Origin of the sequence: Dietzia sp. ANT_WB102 (genome assembly GCF_008369165.1) — a bacterium.
Lineage (GTDB): Bacteria > Actinomycetota > Actinomycetes > Mycobacteriales > Mycobacteriaceae > Dietzia.
Genome location: NZ_VOBA01000001.1, coordinates 834,895 through 849,338, shown reverse-complemented (window position 1 = coordinate 849,338; position 14,444 = coordinate 834,895). Strand labels below are relative to the sequence as shown.

Here is a 14,444-nt window from a genome sequence, read left to right as displayed (position 1 = left end):
CGCCTCCGCCGGTCCGGGTACGCTCCGTGCCGGCCGGGCATGACTACGTCCGGCACGCCATCTCGCCCGCAGCCGGCCTCACCGTCCTCGACGATCCCGTGCTGGACCCGGCCGAGCCCGCCCGCTGGTGGCCGCACCCGACCCTGGAAGCCGCCGAGCGGCCCGATGTTCTCGACGGCGCCGACCTCGTCCACGTGCACTTCGGCTACGAGCACCGCACCCCCGACCAGATCGCTGACTTCGTCGCGGCGCTCCGCTCACGGGCCATGCCGCTTGTTGTCACCGTGCACGACCTGACCAACCCCCACGAGCCCGATCCCGCCGCCCACCTCGAACGGACCGGCCACCTGGTGCGGGGCGCCGACGCGGTGATCACGCTGACCGAGGGCGCCGCCGCGGAGATCCGTGAACGCTGGGGCGTCGACGCACAGGTCATACCTCATCCCCGGCTCATGCCGACCGAGGTCACGGAACCATTGCGGCTCACCCGCCTCACCCGATCTACCCGCCGCATGGTGGGCCTGGCGCTGGGCTCGCTGCGGGCCGGCGTGGCCGTCGATGAGCTTGTCGCCCCGCTGGTCGCGGCGCTGCCGGACGACACGCGACTGACGGTGATGGTCCGCTCAGATGCGCTGTCCGCCGCGCGCGATCCCGAGCACCCCCGTCACGCCGCCGCGGTCGAACTCGACCGGCTGGACGCCCACCCTGACGTCGAGGTGCGGGCGCACGAGCACCTGACCGACGCCGAGCTGTGCGCAGTCCTGGCCGGGTTCGACGCGCTCGTGCTCCCGCACCGTCACGGGACGCATTCCGGCTGGTTGGAGCTGTGCCGCGACCTCGGTGTGCCGCCGGTCGTCCCGCGGATCGGGTATCTGGCCGAGCAGTGGGCCACCGGGGCTGCCCTTGGAAACTCCGCCGTTCACGCCCCGGCCCCGGCCCTCTACAACCCGGCTCTCTACAACCCCGCCCTCGACGACCCGGCCGCCATTGCGAAGGACCTGCGTCGCGCGCTGGTATCCGCCCTCGATGGCCCGCCCGTCACGCCGCGATCGCCTGAGGCTGAGGACGGCTCGGTCGCCGGCGCTCACCTCGAGCTCTACCGGCGAGCCGTCTCCGCTGCAGCGACGAGGTAGCCCCCGGCCTCGTGGAGTCACTCAGTCATCGGATCTTCGATCGGCTCCTGGGAGAACGCTGCACGCAGTGACTCCGCGCGGGCGGGTAGGCCATAACCTCGTCGATGGTCGGCGTCGTCGTCATGGCGGTCTCCTCGTTCGCTCCCTGCGGCAGCACCGTGCGCACCTATACTCGCCGGAATGCGCCTGTGGAGCATCGATCCGATCCTGCTCGACCGCGCGGCGCTGGTCGCCGGGTGGCGCGAGGGGCTCCTGGCCCAGAAAGTTCTCCGCGGGCTGACCACGGGCTATCGGAGCCATCCGCAGCTCGAGCGCTTCCGCACCCTGGTCGATCCGGTCGCGGGGGTCGCCACCTGGCTGCACGGGCTCGCCGACGCCGCCGACGCGCGCGGCTACCGATTCGACCGCGACCGCGTCGTCCTGCCTCCCGGCCCTGACCGGCTCCCGCTCACCGACGGGCAGCTCGCGTTGGAGTGGGCCCACCTGCGTGCGAAGGTGATCGAACGCGACCCGCCGTGGCTGGACCAGCTCGTCGCGCCGCATCCCCATCCGATGTTCGACCTGGTCCCGGGGCCGGTGGCCGCCTGGGAACGGGCATCCCTACCGGAGGCCTGAATCATGCCGAGACCGTCCGCCCGCGTGCCGCTGCCCGTGCTGATCGCGCCCGCCGCGGTATCCGCCGCCCTGGCCTTGCGGCCGATCCGTCGCCCGTTCGCCGCCGCCACCGCGGGCTGGGTGTGGAGCCTGCCCGCGCAGGAGCTTCCGCTCCACGTCGGCGCCGTGGTGGGAGCCGCGACCGCCCCCGTGCTGGCCCGGCGACGCCGCCGCGCCTCGGACCGCGTGGGTGTCGGGATGGCTGCGCTGACCTGGGCGGGGCTCGGCGTGGTGGTGGCACGTCACCTCGCTGCGCGGGCCGCCCTCGACCGCGCCCTGCGCGAGGGATTGAGCGACGGAGGCGCGGGCGGCGCGGGAGGGGTGACGACGAGAGCGACGACGACGAGCCCCTTACCCCTCCCCCGCACGCCCTGGCCGGTGGTGCTGCTCCGCCCGTGGCCGCTGCGCCCGCGAGAAGTGCGGGCCCGCCGGGGCATGATCTACGGGCCGGACCCGACGGCCAACCGATTCGATCTTTACACCGGTGCAGACGGCCTTGTCGAGGAGTACTCGAGCGGTGCCACAGGCCGCGCGGCCCGCGGCGTGCTCATCCACATCCACGGTGGACACTTCAGGGCCGGCGGGCCGAGCCGGGAGTCACGGGCCATGCTCTTCGACCACGCGCGGCGCGGGTGGGCGGCGATCAGCACCACCTACCACCTGTCCTCCACGCCGGAGTCGGGATTCCCGCAGCACCTGGTGGACATCAAGCGGCTCATCCACTGGGTCCGCACCGAGGGCCCGTCCCACGGGATCCCAGCGGGCGCGCCAATCGTGGTTGCGGGCAGCTCGGCCGGCGCACACATCGCGATGATGGCTGCCCTCACCGCGGGCGACGCACGCTTCCAACCCGGGTTCACCGGCGCCGACACCGCGATCGACGGCGCGGTCGGACTATACGGCTACTACGGCCGTCTAGGTCGCGAGTCCAAGGATATCTCCGACCCGGTACGGCACCCGGCCACCAGCGCGCCGCCGGTGGCGATCATTCACGGCACCCACGACACATACACGCCGGTCAAAGGCTCGAGGCGGTTGGTGCGGCATCTGCGCTCGGGGTCGCCGAACCCGGTGGTCTACGCCGAACTCCGCGGGGCCCAACACGGGTTCGACGCGGTACGGTCACCCCGGTATCTCGCGGTGGTCGAGGCGGTCGCACGCTTCACCGACCATCTCGCATGAACGTCCCCTCGGCCGCCCCCGCCCCAGCGTAGTGTCCCTACCAGCCGAAGGATGCCCACGACCGAGGAGTACACATGCCACTGAGCGGCGAGTACGAGCCCAGTCCCAGCGAGTGGGTGCGGATGCAGGTCGAGACCTACGAGAAGACCGACGGGGCCGAGGGTAGCGACCTCGCCGGTATCCCCGTGGTCATCGTGACCTCGGTCGGTCGCAAGTCCGGCAAGCTCCGCAAAACTCCTCTGATGCGCGTGGAGCACGAGGGATCGTACGCAGCGGTCGCCTCGCTGGGCGGGGCCCCCACCCACCCGGTCTGGTACTGGAACATCAAGGCCGACCCGCACGTGGAGGTCCGAGACAAGGATCGGGTCGGTGACTACACGGCCCGCGAACTCAGCGGCGCCGAGCGCGATCAGTGGTGGGATCGGGCGGTCGCGGTGTACCCGGACTACCGCGACTACCAGGAGAACACGGATCGGACGATTCCCGTGTTCGTACTGGAGCCCCGAGATTAACCGGGGGCAGAACGAGGAGGCCGCCGGATGAGCCGAACCGCCCTCATCCTCGGCTGCGGCGGCACGATCGGCGGCGCGTGGATGATCGCTGCCCTTCACGCCCTCACCGAACAGACAGGATTCGACCCCCGCGAGGCGGACGTCCTGCTGGGGACCTCGGCTGGGGCCGAGTTGGTGACCATGCTCGCCGGCGGCGTAGGGGTCGACGAGCTGGTGTGTATGCAGCGCTGGCAGGCGTGCGACCCGAGGCTCCGTGAACACATCGCCTCCGTCCCGCCTGGGCGACCGCCCCGGCCCCGGCTACCCCTGCTCAATCCCCGCCTGCTCCGCACGCATTCCGGGCTGGCCGCCTTCGCCGGTATCGCGCCCACCGGCCGCGGTGACGCCAGCTGGCTGCAGCGGCTGGCCGAGGGCTTCGAGGTCGGGGCCTGGCTCCCCCACCCGGCGGCCTGGATGGTCGCTTACGACGTGCGGGCCGGTGAACGGGTCCTGTTCGGCGCCCCAGGCTCACCGATCGCCACCGTCGGCGAGGCGTTGCGGGCCTCGTGGGCGACCCCGGGGTGGATGCCACCGGTCCCCGTCGGCGACAGGATCTTCGTCGACGGCGGCATGGGTTCGACCGCATCCGTCGACCTGATCACACCCGAGGACGCCGATCTCGTCTACGTGATCGCCCCGATGGCTTCGGCTCCCGGCGTCCGCATCCCCGGCGCCGGGGGCCGCATCGAATACCGGCTGATCCGCCGCCCGATGTCCACCGTCCTGCACGCCGAGATCGCCGCCGCCCGCGCGCGCGGGACCACCGTTGTCCCGATTCTGCCCACTCCCACCGACCTCGCCGGGTTGAGTGCCCATTTCATGAACGCCTCCCGCCGGGTGCCTGCGTTCGAGCACTCGATGAGGACCGCACCGGACACGGTCCGCACTGCCCTGGCCGCGAACGGGGCCGCCGTATGACCCCGCCCCCGAAACGAGCTCCGGCTACCGCGCCGCGCGCCTGGTGACCGGTCGAGTCCCGTCACCCAGGTCCGGCTGGGGCAGGCGTCTGCCCGGGTCCGCCAGCCCCACGACGTGACCGTCGACCGACAGTCGACGCATCGCTTCAAGCAGCATGCGGCGTGCGCTGGAGTTGACCGACGACACGCGACTGAAGTCCAGGGTCACCTCCCCTGGCCCCTCGGGGATCTCGGCGAGACGCCGCAGCACCTGCTCGGCACTGGCGAACGTCATGGGCCCCTGGAGCCGGAAGGTGCGCCGCCCGGAGACCTCGTCGAACCGCACCGAACGGACCGCCTCCACCTCCGTGACGGTGGTGTTCATCAGGTGCAACTCGAGGTCGCGGGACAGCCGCTCGAAGGTGCGCACGCCCTCGACACTGTGACCGTGCTCGTCGAGCCGCGGGGAGAACACACCGAGACCGACCTGCCCGGGCAGGGCACCGAGGATCCCCCCGGACACCCCGCTCTTCGCCGGGATCCCGACCGTGGACATCCAGTCGCCGGCGGCGTCGTACATCCCGCAGGTCGCCATCACGGCGAGCACCTGCCGGGCGACCCGCGCCGACACCACCCGCTCGTGCGTGACCGGATTGACGCCCCCCGTCGCCAGCGTCACCGCCATCACCGCCAGATCCCGCACAGTCACCCGATAGGCACACTGCCGCGTGTAACCGCGGACCGCCTCATCGGGGTCCACGTCGATGATCTCGCCGGCCCGCACCAGGTTGGCCATGGCCCGGTTACGGAAGGCCGTGCGCAACTCGGAGTCCAGCACGGCCGAATGCACTTCGAGTGGCCGCCCCGCGAACGCCGAGAGCCCCTCATACAGCGCCTGGTCGCGTTCCTCCCCGGTGGCATCCTCCGGCCCTACGAGCGTGTGTGTGGTGATGGCGCCGATGTTGATCATCGGATTGCGGGGCCGGCCCGTCTCGCGGTCCAGGGAGATCTGGTTGAACGCGTCGCCGGACGGCTCCACCTGGACCTTCTTCAGCACCGCCTCGATCCCGCGATCCCGCAGGGCCAGAGCGTAGGCGAACGGCTTGCTCATCGACTGGATGGTGAACTCCGCGTCGGCGTCGCCAGCGGTGTAGACGATGCCGTCCATCGTGCAGGCGGCCACCGCGAACCGGTCGGGGTCCACGGCCGCGAGTTCGGGGATGTAGTCGGCGAGCTGACCGTCATCGCCGACCGAGCAGGCATTACGGATTTCGAGCAGATAGTCAGGTACCGGCGTCTTCACGTCACCAGCGTGTCATGACCGATCGGACCGGCCGTCGACGGATGGCTGTCGGGCGACGGCCCGGGCGGTCACGACGGCGTGCGGCGCCCCCGGCATCGTCCGCTGACCGGTGATCCGGAATCCGGCCCTATCCAGCGCGGTGACCATGTCGTCCATCGGCCAGAGATACGCCGTCGCTGCCGGATGGGCGATCGGCGCGTAGTCGGAGCCGGAGAAGAACGATAGGAGCAGGTGCCCGTCCGCCTCGAGCACCCGGTGCAGAGTCGCGAGCGCCGCGGGAAGCTCCCGGTCATCCATGTGGATGAGCGAGTACCAGGCCAGGATTCCGGCCCACCGGTCGTCCGTCTCGTCCAGGTCGGAGACCTGTGCGTGCCGGAAGGTCACCGCGGGGAAGGACTCCCGGGCCATGTCGACGAACGGAGCGGCGGGCTCGAGTCCCTCGACTGCGTGCCCTCGTGCCGCGAGGTGCGCGGTCCATCGCCCCGTGCCCGAGCCGACGTCGAGGATCCGCCCGGGGACGCCACTCGCCCACGATTCGATGATCCCGCGGTCGGGGTCGTCGGGAGCCACCGTCCTGCCGAGCACGTGGGCCAGCGCATCCGCGCGCTCCCCGTAGGCCCGGGCGACGTCCTCGCTCGTCGCGCGTCCACGGGCCCTCGCCGCATCGCCATGCCGCTCATTGCGTGTCGGACTCATCAGATTCCCTGCCTTTCACCGGATGAGCCCGCCCCGCTGAGGGACCGGGCCCTTTCCCATTGTCGTCATGATTAGCAGAAAGACGAACCGGAATGGTGGAAAGTGGGGCGCCGGAAAACCGCATGCGGTTAATTGATCTGCGTCAGTGTCCGACTTTATGACACCCGATAACTTGAGAGTTGATCGGCGCAGAAGGCGCCGACCGCGACCGAGAAGAAAGGGAACGTCATGGCTGTCAAGAATGTCATCCACAGTGTCTTGCGTGCGGAGGGGTTCTCCTGCCCGTCCTGTGTATCCAAGATCGAGAAGCAGGTCGGGCGGCTCAAGGGGGTCGGGTCGGTGGAGGTGCACTTCGCCTCCTCACGGATCGAGGTCGATCACGACCCCGAGGTCTCCAGCGTCGAGGACATCGTGGCTGCCGTCGCCAAGGCCGGTTACAAGGCGCGTCCCAGCGCCTTCTGAGTCACCGCGCCTCTTGAGTCACCGCACCTTCTGAGTCACCACGCCCGCTCACTGCCCCACCGCCCCGCCGCCCTGAGGACTCCGGTCCCCGGGGCGGCGCAGTCGCGTCTCCACACATTCCGAACCGTGCGGACGCTCGCGACCCCGATTGCGATTAATTGATCACCGTCATGTTTGTTTTCCCGGTCCATTCGTATGGTGACGTCATCAGGTCCCGAAAAAAGGGGCGGGAATGCCGTCTCACACCGGTGGACCGGATTTGTTGAGGAGAGGGTTATGACTACTATTCGCGGATGGATTTACGGACGTTGGTTCGTCCCGATCCTGTCAGGTCTGCTCATCATCGGATCGTTCATCGCGTCCGGTGTCGCGGGCACGGATTTGCGCGGGCTGGCCGCCGACGGGGCGGTGCTGGGCGATGCGTTCATGCTCGCCGCCGCGGTCGTGGCTGGCGCGCCAATCGTCAAGAAGGCCGTCGACGCCCTACTCGTCCGCCACATCGGGATCGACCTGTTGGTCTCGGTCGCGGCGATCGGTGCGATCATCATCGGCAACTACTGGGAGGCGGCCGCCGTCACCTTCTTGTTCGCCATCGGCCACGCCCTGGAGTCGGCCACCCTCAACAAGACCCGCTCTGCCCTGGCTGAGCTCGTGGCCGTCGCACCTGACGTCGCGGTGGTCATGCGGGACGGCGACCAGGTGGAGGTCCCGGCCGGTCAAGTCCGGCAGGGCGAGATCGTGCTGGTCAAGAACGGCGCAAAGGTTCCTGTGGATGGTCAGGTCGTCGCCGGGTCGGGTGCACTCGACGAGGCCTCGATCACCGGCGAGTCGATCCCCGTGGAGAAGTCCAAGGGGGACCAGGTGTTCGCCGGCACAGTGTCCCGTGGGGGGTTCCTCCACGTGCTGGCGACCGGAATCGGCGCGGACACCACCCTGGCGCGGATCATCCACCGCGTCGAGGAAGCCCAGGACGCAAAGGCCCGAACCCAGAGCTTCATCGACCGCTTCTCCAAGTGGTACACCCCGGGCATCATGGTGCTCGCGCTGGTCGCGGGCCTGATCAGCGGTGACGTGGTGCTGGCACTGACCCTGCTGGTGATCGGCTGCCCGGGAGCACTGGTCATCTCGATCCCCGTCGCGATCGTCGCCGGCATCGGCCGGGCGGCCCGCAACGGCATCCTCATCAAGGGCGGCGAGTACCTGGAGACCTCGGCGAAGATCGACGTCGTCGCCGTCGATAAGACCGGCACCCTCACCGAGGGGCGCCCCGAGCTGACAGATGTCCTCGTCCTCGCCCCGGGCAGGAACCGCGCCGACGTCCTGGCGCTGGCCGCGGGCGGTGAAGCCGGCTCCGAACACCCGCTGGCTCGCCCGATCCTCGAGGCGGCCTCGGCGGAGGGGATCGCCTACGACACCCCAGAGTCTGTCCGGCCCGTCGCGGGTAAGGGACTGACAGCGCAGGTCGACGGGCATCGCGTCCTCATCGGCAACCAGGCACTCCTGGACGAGTTCGGGATCGCCGACGACGGCGGGGCGGCACGGGCGGCAGAGGATTTCGCCCGCGACGGCAAGACCCCGATGATCATCGCTGTCGACGACGAGGTGGCCGGTGTCATCGCGGTAGCGGACACCATCCGCGCCGATGCCGCCGACATGGTCGCGCAACTCCACGAATCCGGTGTCGAGAAAGTCATCATGCTCACCGGCGACGTCCCGCTGGTCGCGGAGGCGGTAGGCGCGGCGACCGGTGTGGACGAGATCCGGGCGGGCCTCCTGCCGGAGGACAAGCTGGATGCGGTCACTGAGCTGCAGCGGGCGGGCCACACCGTGGCCATGGTCGGCGACGGCGTCAATGACGCCCCAGCGCTGGCCACCGCGGACATCGGTGTCGCGATGGGCGCCGCCGGGTCGGCGGTAGCAGTGGAGACCGCGGACATCGCGCTCATGGGCGATGACCTGCTGAAGCTGCCGCACGCCATCGATCTAGCCAAGCGCACCGTGTCGGTGATGCGTCAGAACATCGCCATCGCGATGATCACCGTCGTCGTCTTGCTGGCCGGTGTCTTCGCCGGCGGAGTGACCATGTCGATCGGCATGCTCGTCCACGAGGCGTCTGTGCTGGTCGTGATCGTCAACGCGATGCGCTTGATGCGCAGGCGGGCCGGCGCGAACCGCGCCGTCGTCTCCAGGGTGAGCGGCGGGGACCACCGCGAGGTCGTCCCGGCATGATTTCGGCCTGAGATCGACGATGGCTTGACCTCGAACGACGCCTCGGGCCCGGTCCGGTGAGTCACCGAACCGGGCCCGAGGCGTCTCGTCAGGTCAGTGGGCGCCGTCCGCCTTGGTCGGGTGGACCGTGCCGTGCGCGTGCTCCGGCGGCGCGTACAGGGAGTACACCTTGAGGTCCTGGTCACCGGTGTTGGTGACGTTGTGCCAGCTCCCGGCGGGGACGAGGATGACCCAGTCGTCGGAGACCTCGCGGACGTAGTCGAGCTGGTCCTTCGCGGGCCCCATCTCGACGCGGCCTGTGCCTGCCTCGACGCGCAGGAACTGGTCGTGGTCCTCGTGGACCTCGAGTCCGATGTCATCCCCGGGTTTGATGCTCATGACGGTGAGCTGCATGTGCGATCCCGTCCACAGGGTGGTCCGGTAGTTGTCGTTGGCGAGCGTGGCGTCCTCGATGTCGACGACGAAAGGGTTCGGGCCGTGGTCTGTGGGGCTCATCAATATTCCTGTTCGATAGTCGGGTTCACGCGGCGGTCAGCGGCCAGCGTTCCCCACCGAGTGTCGGCCTTTCCCGGGGCACTTTCAAGGTAGGCGAGGCTGCCCGAAGAGCTGCGGGTGCTCGGCGTGGCCCGCGATCGCGGCCAACCGCTCCCGGTCGAGCACCGCGGTCCAGCGGCGACCGGAGTCGATGATCCCCTCCCGGCGAAGTCGGCTCATCACCCGCGACACCGACTCGGCTGTGGACCCCGTCATCCCAGCGAGGTCGGCGCGTGTCAGCGGTAACTCCAGCAGAGTCCCGGCCGAGCCTGAGTCGCCGAACCCGAGACGCGCCTCCCCGAACTTGTCGGCGATGCGCAACAGGGTTCCGGCCACCCGCTCGGTCACGGTGCGGGTGGCCTGATGCGTCACCGTGGTCCGGGCGTCGTCGAGCAGCCCGGTCAGGTAGTCGACCACCCGCAGGGCCACCTGCGGGTAGCGGATCAGGATCTCACGGAAGTCCTCCGCGCCGATCCTCAGCGCACACAGCGTGTCGATCGCCTCGACCGTCTCGCCGTACCGCGGCGTGCCGAGCGTGTCGACCCCACCGGCGAAGTCGCCGGGCGCGAGGAGGTCCACCACAATGGTCTTACCGTCCTCGGTGTCCCGATACGCCTTGGCCCGGCCGTGCGCCACGACGTAGAGATATCCGGCCCGCTCGCCCTCGCTGTACACCGCGTCGCCGGCCCCCCACGACAGTGAGATCGCCCGTCGGTTCACCTCGGCAATCCCGGCGGAGTCCAAGTCGGCGAAGAACGGGGTCCGTTGCAGAACCGCCAACCTCACCTCGATCGAGCACGCGTGGGGTTGGGAGCAGGTCGGTCGCAGCGGGGTCCGGCGGCGTTCGGGTATCGCGGTCATCTCCCTCACCACCTCCCTCACCACCTTGCCACTTCGCAGCCGGCCCGGCTTCGCTTCAGCGTGGCGATCGCGCCCCGCGAGCAGGCGCCCCCTCCCTCGAGGGACGGAGGCTCGGCCGTGGCCCGCGCACCACCGACTGCGCCGCACTGTAAGACCGTGCGGCGACCTCCGCATCCGCCTGCCGGCGGGGCTATTTGGCCGTGAACCCGGCGTCCACGGGCAGCGTGACGCCGGTGATGTGCCGGCCGGACTCCTCCACCAGATAGAGGACGGCGCGCGAGATGTCGATGGGCTCGAGCATCCCCACGGGCAGGGCGTTGCCCATGGTGTGGCCGTGGGGGTTGTTCGCGAACCAGCGCTGCATCTCCTCGTGGGCCACCATCGGGGTGACCACGCCGGCTGGGTGGATCGTGTTGATGCGGATACCGTGCGGCGCGAGCCAGATCATGAAGCTTCGCATGAGCCCCACCACCCCGTGCTTGCTCGCGGTGTACCCGGTGGCCGCTCCCGAGCCGTCGCCGCCCCGGCCGCTGAGCCCGTTGGTCGACGAGATGAGGACGATCGACCCGCCCTCTCCGCGCTCGATCATCAGCGGCGCGATCGCGTGGACCGTGTTCCACACCCCCACCAGGTTCACCATGATCGTGTCCACGAACGCCTGCTGTGGGTCCGGCTCCTCGCCTCGCTGGCAGTTGATCCCCGCATTGGCCACCACGATGTCCGGGACTCCGAAGCGCCCACGGCACGCGTCGACCGCTGCGGCGACATCCGCCGGTTCGCGCACGTCCCCCTTGACCGCGATGATCTCCCCACCAACCGCCTCGACCTCGGCGACCGTCTGCTGCAGGTCATCGGCGGTACCCAACCCGTACGGGACGGTCCCCATGTCCTCGCAGATGTCCAGCGCGAGGATCCGTGCACCTCGTCGTGCGAGTTCCACCGCGTGACTACGCCCCTGGCCCCTCGCCGCTCCGGTGATGAAGGCGACCTTGCCCGCGAGTGTCTGATCCTGACCCATATGTGTGCTGCTCCCCGTCTCGTGACCCGTGAGTTGACTGCTGTCAGGATTCAAGCACTGGCCGGGCACCGACGGACGGGAATTACCCGGATTCGAGCCGCTCCAGCACCCGTCGGAGCTCCGCCGCGAACTCCGCCGCATCGCGGGACGACAGCCGGGAATAGCTCAGCACCAGGCCGGACACCTCTGCCCGCGCCGACTGGCCGCTCAGCGACCGAGTCCGCCACCCGGCCCGCTCGAGCAGGCGCACCACCTCGTCGTCGTCGTATCCCGGGAGCACCACGCACAGGTGCAGGCCCGCCTCGACGCCCGTGACCTGCAGACCCGGGCACTCCCGTCCGAGCGCCGCCACCAGACGACCGCGGCGGTCGCTGTACACCCGCGCCGCCCGCGCCAGGTGTCGGTCCATGCCGCCGGAGCCGATAAACGCGGCCAGCGCGTCCGCCGGAAGCGACGACGGGCCCCGGCGGTGGACCACGAGCCAGCGCTCGACCTCCCGGCGGAGCTGCCCCGGCGGAAGACACCACGCCACGCGCAGGTCCGGGGCCACCGACTTGGACGACGTGCCCACGTAGGCGACGTGATCGGCCGCCGCAGGCAGGGTCGCCAGCGCCGGCAGGGGGGCGACTCCATAGCGGAACTCGCCGTCGTAGTCGTCCTCGATCACCAACGAGCCCGTCTGTCCCGCCCACTTCACCAGTTCCACCCGGCGGTCCACGCTCATGCGGTGCCCCAGCGGGAACTGGTGCGCGGGCGTGGTGAACACGATCGCCGGTTCCGAACCCAGGCGTGCGGCGTCGAGGCCCCCGGGCTCAGCGGGGTGAAACCGGACGTCCAGCCCCTGTTCGCGGGCCATGAGCACTGCGCCGCGGTACCCGGGGTCCTCCATGTGGAACGGAACCGAGCCGCCGCCGTGACGCCCGCGCTGCACGGTCACGAAGGCCGCGCAGAGGGCCGCGATCGCCGACCGCGAACTGTCGAACAGCACCGGGTCGCCTACGGCGATCCCGCGGTGCCGGCGCAAATGCTCCGCCAATGCGGCGCGCAACGACGGGCTCGGCTCCTCCCACGGGTTCACCCCGGCGAGACCCTCCGCGGCCGCGTGGCGCACCGCGGAGCGCCACGCCCGCTCGTCGACCAGCGCGACGTCCGGGATACCGGGACGCAGATCGCGCGGTGACCGGCCCCTCCGAGGCTCTGGGGCCGGCACGGACGGGGCGCCGGCCCGACCGTCCCGACCCGCCTCGCCGCGCTGTCCGTCCTGTGCACCCTGTCCGCGCGTCCGCGCTCCCGCCCGGGCCGCCAGTCCCGCCCCGGCGCACACCCGGGTACCCGACCCCTGCACGGACTCGACGAAGCCGGCAGCGGAGAGCTCGTCGAAGGCCCTGACGACGGTTCCCCGGGACAGCCCGGTCTGCTCGGCTAGCGCGCGCGTGGAGGGTAACCGGTCGCCGTCTGCCAGGGCCCCTTCCGCGATGCGGTCGATGATCGCGTCCGCCAACCCGACCGCGCCCGACACCACCCCCACCACGAGGGATCCGGGTCGTGCGGTGCGGGCCATGCAGCCAGGGTAGGCCCCCTGAGCCGAAAAGTGGTCCTCCGAAATGTCAACAAGTGGACCTTCACAGGGCGCCACTTAGCGGGTGGGATGGCCACCATGACGACCTACCGACAGTCCCGCCGACTCCGCGACGTCCGCTACGACGTCCGCGGCCCGATCCTCACCGAGGCGACGCGCCTCGAGGCCGAAGGGCACGAGATTCTGCGCCTCAACCTGGGCAATATGCACCCGTTCGGGCTGACCGCCCGGCCGGAGCTCGTGGACGCCGTGGCGCACGGGCTGGACGCGGGGCAGGCCTACTCGGACTCTCGCGGCATCCCCGTCGCCCGCGAGGCGGTAGCGGACTACTACCGGCGGTGCGGGATCGACGGGGTCTCGTCGGCGGGCGTGTTCCTGGGCAACGGCGTCAGTGAACTCATCACCCTGGTCCTGCAGTCCATGGTCGACCCCGGGGACGAGATCCTGGTCCCCGCGCCCGACTACCCCACCTGGACCGGCGCCGTGAACCTCACCGGGGGTGTGCCCGTCCACTACCTCGCCGACGAGGCACACGCCTGGACCCCGTCTCTTGAGGACATCGAATCCAGGATCACGCCGCGCACCACCGCGCTGGTCATGATCAACCCCAACAACCCGACAGGTGCGGTGTACAGCGAGGACACCGTCCGGGGGATGGCCGACATCGCCCGCCGCCACGGACTCATCCTGCTGTCCGACGAGATCTACGAAAAGGTGATTTTCGGCGACGCGCGCCACCACCACGCCGCGCGCGCGGCCGGGGACGACGTGCTGTGTCTGACCTTCGGCGGACTCTCCAAGGCCTACCGGGTGTGCGGCTACCGCGCCGGATGGGTGGTGGCGACCGGCCCACTCGACCGGGCCGCTGACCTCCTCGAGGGTCTCACCCTGCTGTCCAACATGCGGGTCTGCCCCGGCGTCCCCGGCCAGCACGCGATCCCCGTCGCACTGGCCGAGGACTCACCGTGGAGCCACGACGTGGTGGACCCGGACGGCCGACTCGAGCGGCAACTGTCGCTGACCACGGCACGACTCAACGCCATACCCGGGGTGAGTTGTGTGCCGCCGCGGGGCGGGCTGTACTGCTTCCCCCGCCTGGATCGTGCGATGTTCGGCATCACCAGCGACGAGGAGTTCGCCCTGGACCTCCTGCGCACCGAGCACGTCCTGGTCACCCACGGCACCGGATTCAACTGGCCCGAGCCCGACCACTTCCGCATCGTCTGCCTGCCCGAGGCCCCGGTGCTCGACCGCGCACTCGACGCGATCGCCCGGCATCTCGACCGGCTGCGCGTGGCCGCAGCCTGACCAGCGGGGCAGGGACCACGCGCCGCCCTGACCAGCGA

General features: G+C 70.2%; 14 protein-coding genes. 8 read left to right on the top strand and 6 right to left on the bottom strand.

The genetic code is table 11. The features are described 5' to 3' along the window. The first annotated feature begins 26 nt into the window (after positions 1-26). From FQ137_RS03835 to FQ137_RS03815, 5 genes are all read left to right on the top strand, one after another. Positions 27-1,133 (top strand): glycosyltransferase, encoded by a 1,107-nt coding sequence (locus FQ137_RS03835; protein WP_149291214.1) that lies wholly within the window; start codon positions 27-29, stop codon positions 1,131-1,133. Positions 1,134-1,313: 180 nt separating this feature from the next. Then, a complete protein-coding gene (locus tag FQ137_RS03830) occupies positions 1,314-1,748 on the top strand; it encodes a pyrimidine dimer DNA glycosylase/endonuclease V (protein WP_149291213.1) in 435 nt (144 codons plus the stop codon). 3 nt (positions 1,749-1,751) lie between these two features. Beyond that, a complete protein-coding gene (locus FQ137_RS03825; protein WP_149291212.1) occupies positions 1,752-2,969 on the top strand; it encodes an alpha/beta hydrolase in 1,218 nt (405 codons plus the stop codon). Between the two features lie 74 nt (positions 2,970-3,043). Beyond that, complete coding sequence (locus FQ137_RS03820; RefSeq protein ID WP_149291211.1) at positions 3,044-3,481, top strand: nitroreductase family deazaflavin-dependent oxidoreductase; 438 nt, start codon at positions 3,044-3,046, stop codon at positions 3,479-3,481. Positions 3,482-3,508: 27 nt separating this feature from the next. Continuing rightward, positions 3,509-4,438, top strand: coding sequence for a patatin-like phospholipase family protein (locus FQ137_RS03815; RefSeq protein WP_149291210.1), 930 nt, complete (start codon positions 3,509-3,511; stop codon positions 4,436-4,438). 24 nt (positions 4,439-4,462) lie between these two features. Here FQ137_RS03815 and FQ137_RS03810 read toward each other — a convergent pair whose 3' ends face one another. Continuing rightward, complete coding sequence (locus tag FQ137_RS03810) at positions 4,463-5,719, bottom strand: glutaminase (RefSeq protein ID WP_149291209.1); 1,257 nt, start codon at positions 5,717-5,719, stop codon at positions 4,463-4,465. 12 nt (positions 5,720-5,731) lie between these two features. Further along, positions 5,732-6,415, bottom strand: a complete 684-nt coding sequence (locus FQ137_RS03805) for a class I SAM-dependent methyltransferase (protein ID WP_149291208.1) — start codon at positions 6,413-6,415, stop codon at positions 5,732-5,734. Between the two features lie 228 nt (positions 6,416-6,643). Here FQ137_RS03805 and FQ137_RS03800 point away from each other — a divergent pair, with 228 nt between their 5' ends. Continuing rightward, positions 6,644-6,877 (top strand): heavy-metal-associated domain-containing protein, encoded by a 234-nt coding sequence (locus FQ137_RS03800; RefSeq protein ID WP_149291207.1) that lies wholly within the window; start codon positions 6,644-6,646, stop codon positions 6,875-6,877. Positions 6,878-7,153: 276 nt separating this feature from the next. Then, positions 7,154-9,106 carry a cation-translocating P-type ATPase gene (locus FQ137_RS03795; RefSeq protein WP_149291206.1) on the top strand — a complete coding sequence of 651 codons (1,953 nt, stop codon included), beginning with the start codon at positions 7,154-7,156 and terminating at the stop codon, positions 9,104-9,106. A gap of 93 nt (positions 9,107-9,199) precedes the next feature. Here the strand turns inward: FQ137_RS03795 and FQ137_RS03790 are convergent, their stop codons facing one another. The 4 genes from FQ137_RS03790 to FQ137_RS03775 form a co-directional block, all read right to left on the bottom strand. Next, positions 9,200-9,601 carry a cupin domain-containing protein gene (locus FQ137_RS03790; protein WP_149291205.1) on the bottom strand — a complete coding sequence of 134 codons (402 nt, stop codon included), beginning with the start codon at positions 9,599-9,601 and terminating at the stop codon, positions 9,200-9,202. An 84-nt stretch (positions 9,602-9,685) separates the two neighbouring features. Then, positions 9,686-10,501 (bottom strand): Crp/Fnr family transcriptional regulator, encoded by an 816-nt coding sequence (locus tag FQ137_RS03785; RefSeq protein ID WP_188064761.1) that lies wholly within the window; start codon positions 10,499-10,501, stop codon positions 9,686-9,688. A 190-nt stretch (positions 10,502-10,691) separates the two neighbouring features. Then, positions 10,692-11,519, bottom strand: coding sequence for a mycofactocin-coupled SDR family oxidoreductase (locus tag FQ137_RS03780; protein WP_149291204.1), 828 nt, complete (start codon positions 11,517-11,519; stop codon positions 10,692-10,694). Positions 11,520-11,601: 82 nt separating this feature from the next. Then, positions 11,602-13,080 carry a PLP-dependent aminotransferase family protein gene (locus FQ137_RS03775; RefSeq protein WP_149291203.1) on the bottom strand — a complete coding sequence of 493 codons (1,479 nt, stop codon included), beginning with the start codon at positions 13,078-13,080 and terminating at the stop codon, positions 11,602-11,604. A 96-nt stretch (positions 13,081-13,176) separates the two neighbouring features. Here FQ137_RS03775 and FQ137_RS03770 point away from each other — a divergent pair, with 96 nt between their 5' ends. Next, a complete protein-coding gene (locus FQ137_RS03770; protein WP_149291202.1) occupies positions 13,177-14,406 on the top strand; it encodes an aminotransferase class I/II-fold pyridoxal phosphate-dependent enzyme in 1,230 nt (409 codons plus the stop codon). The last annotated feature ends 38 nt before the right edge of the window (positions 14,407-14,444 follow it).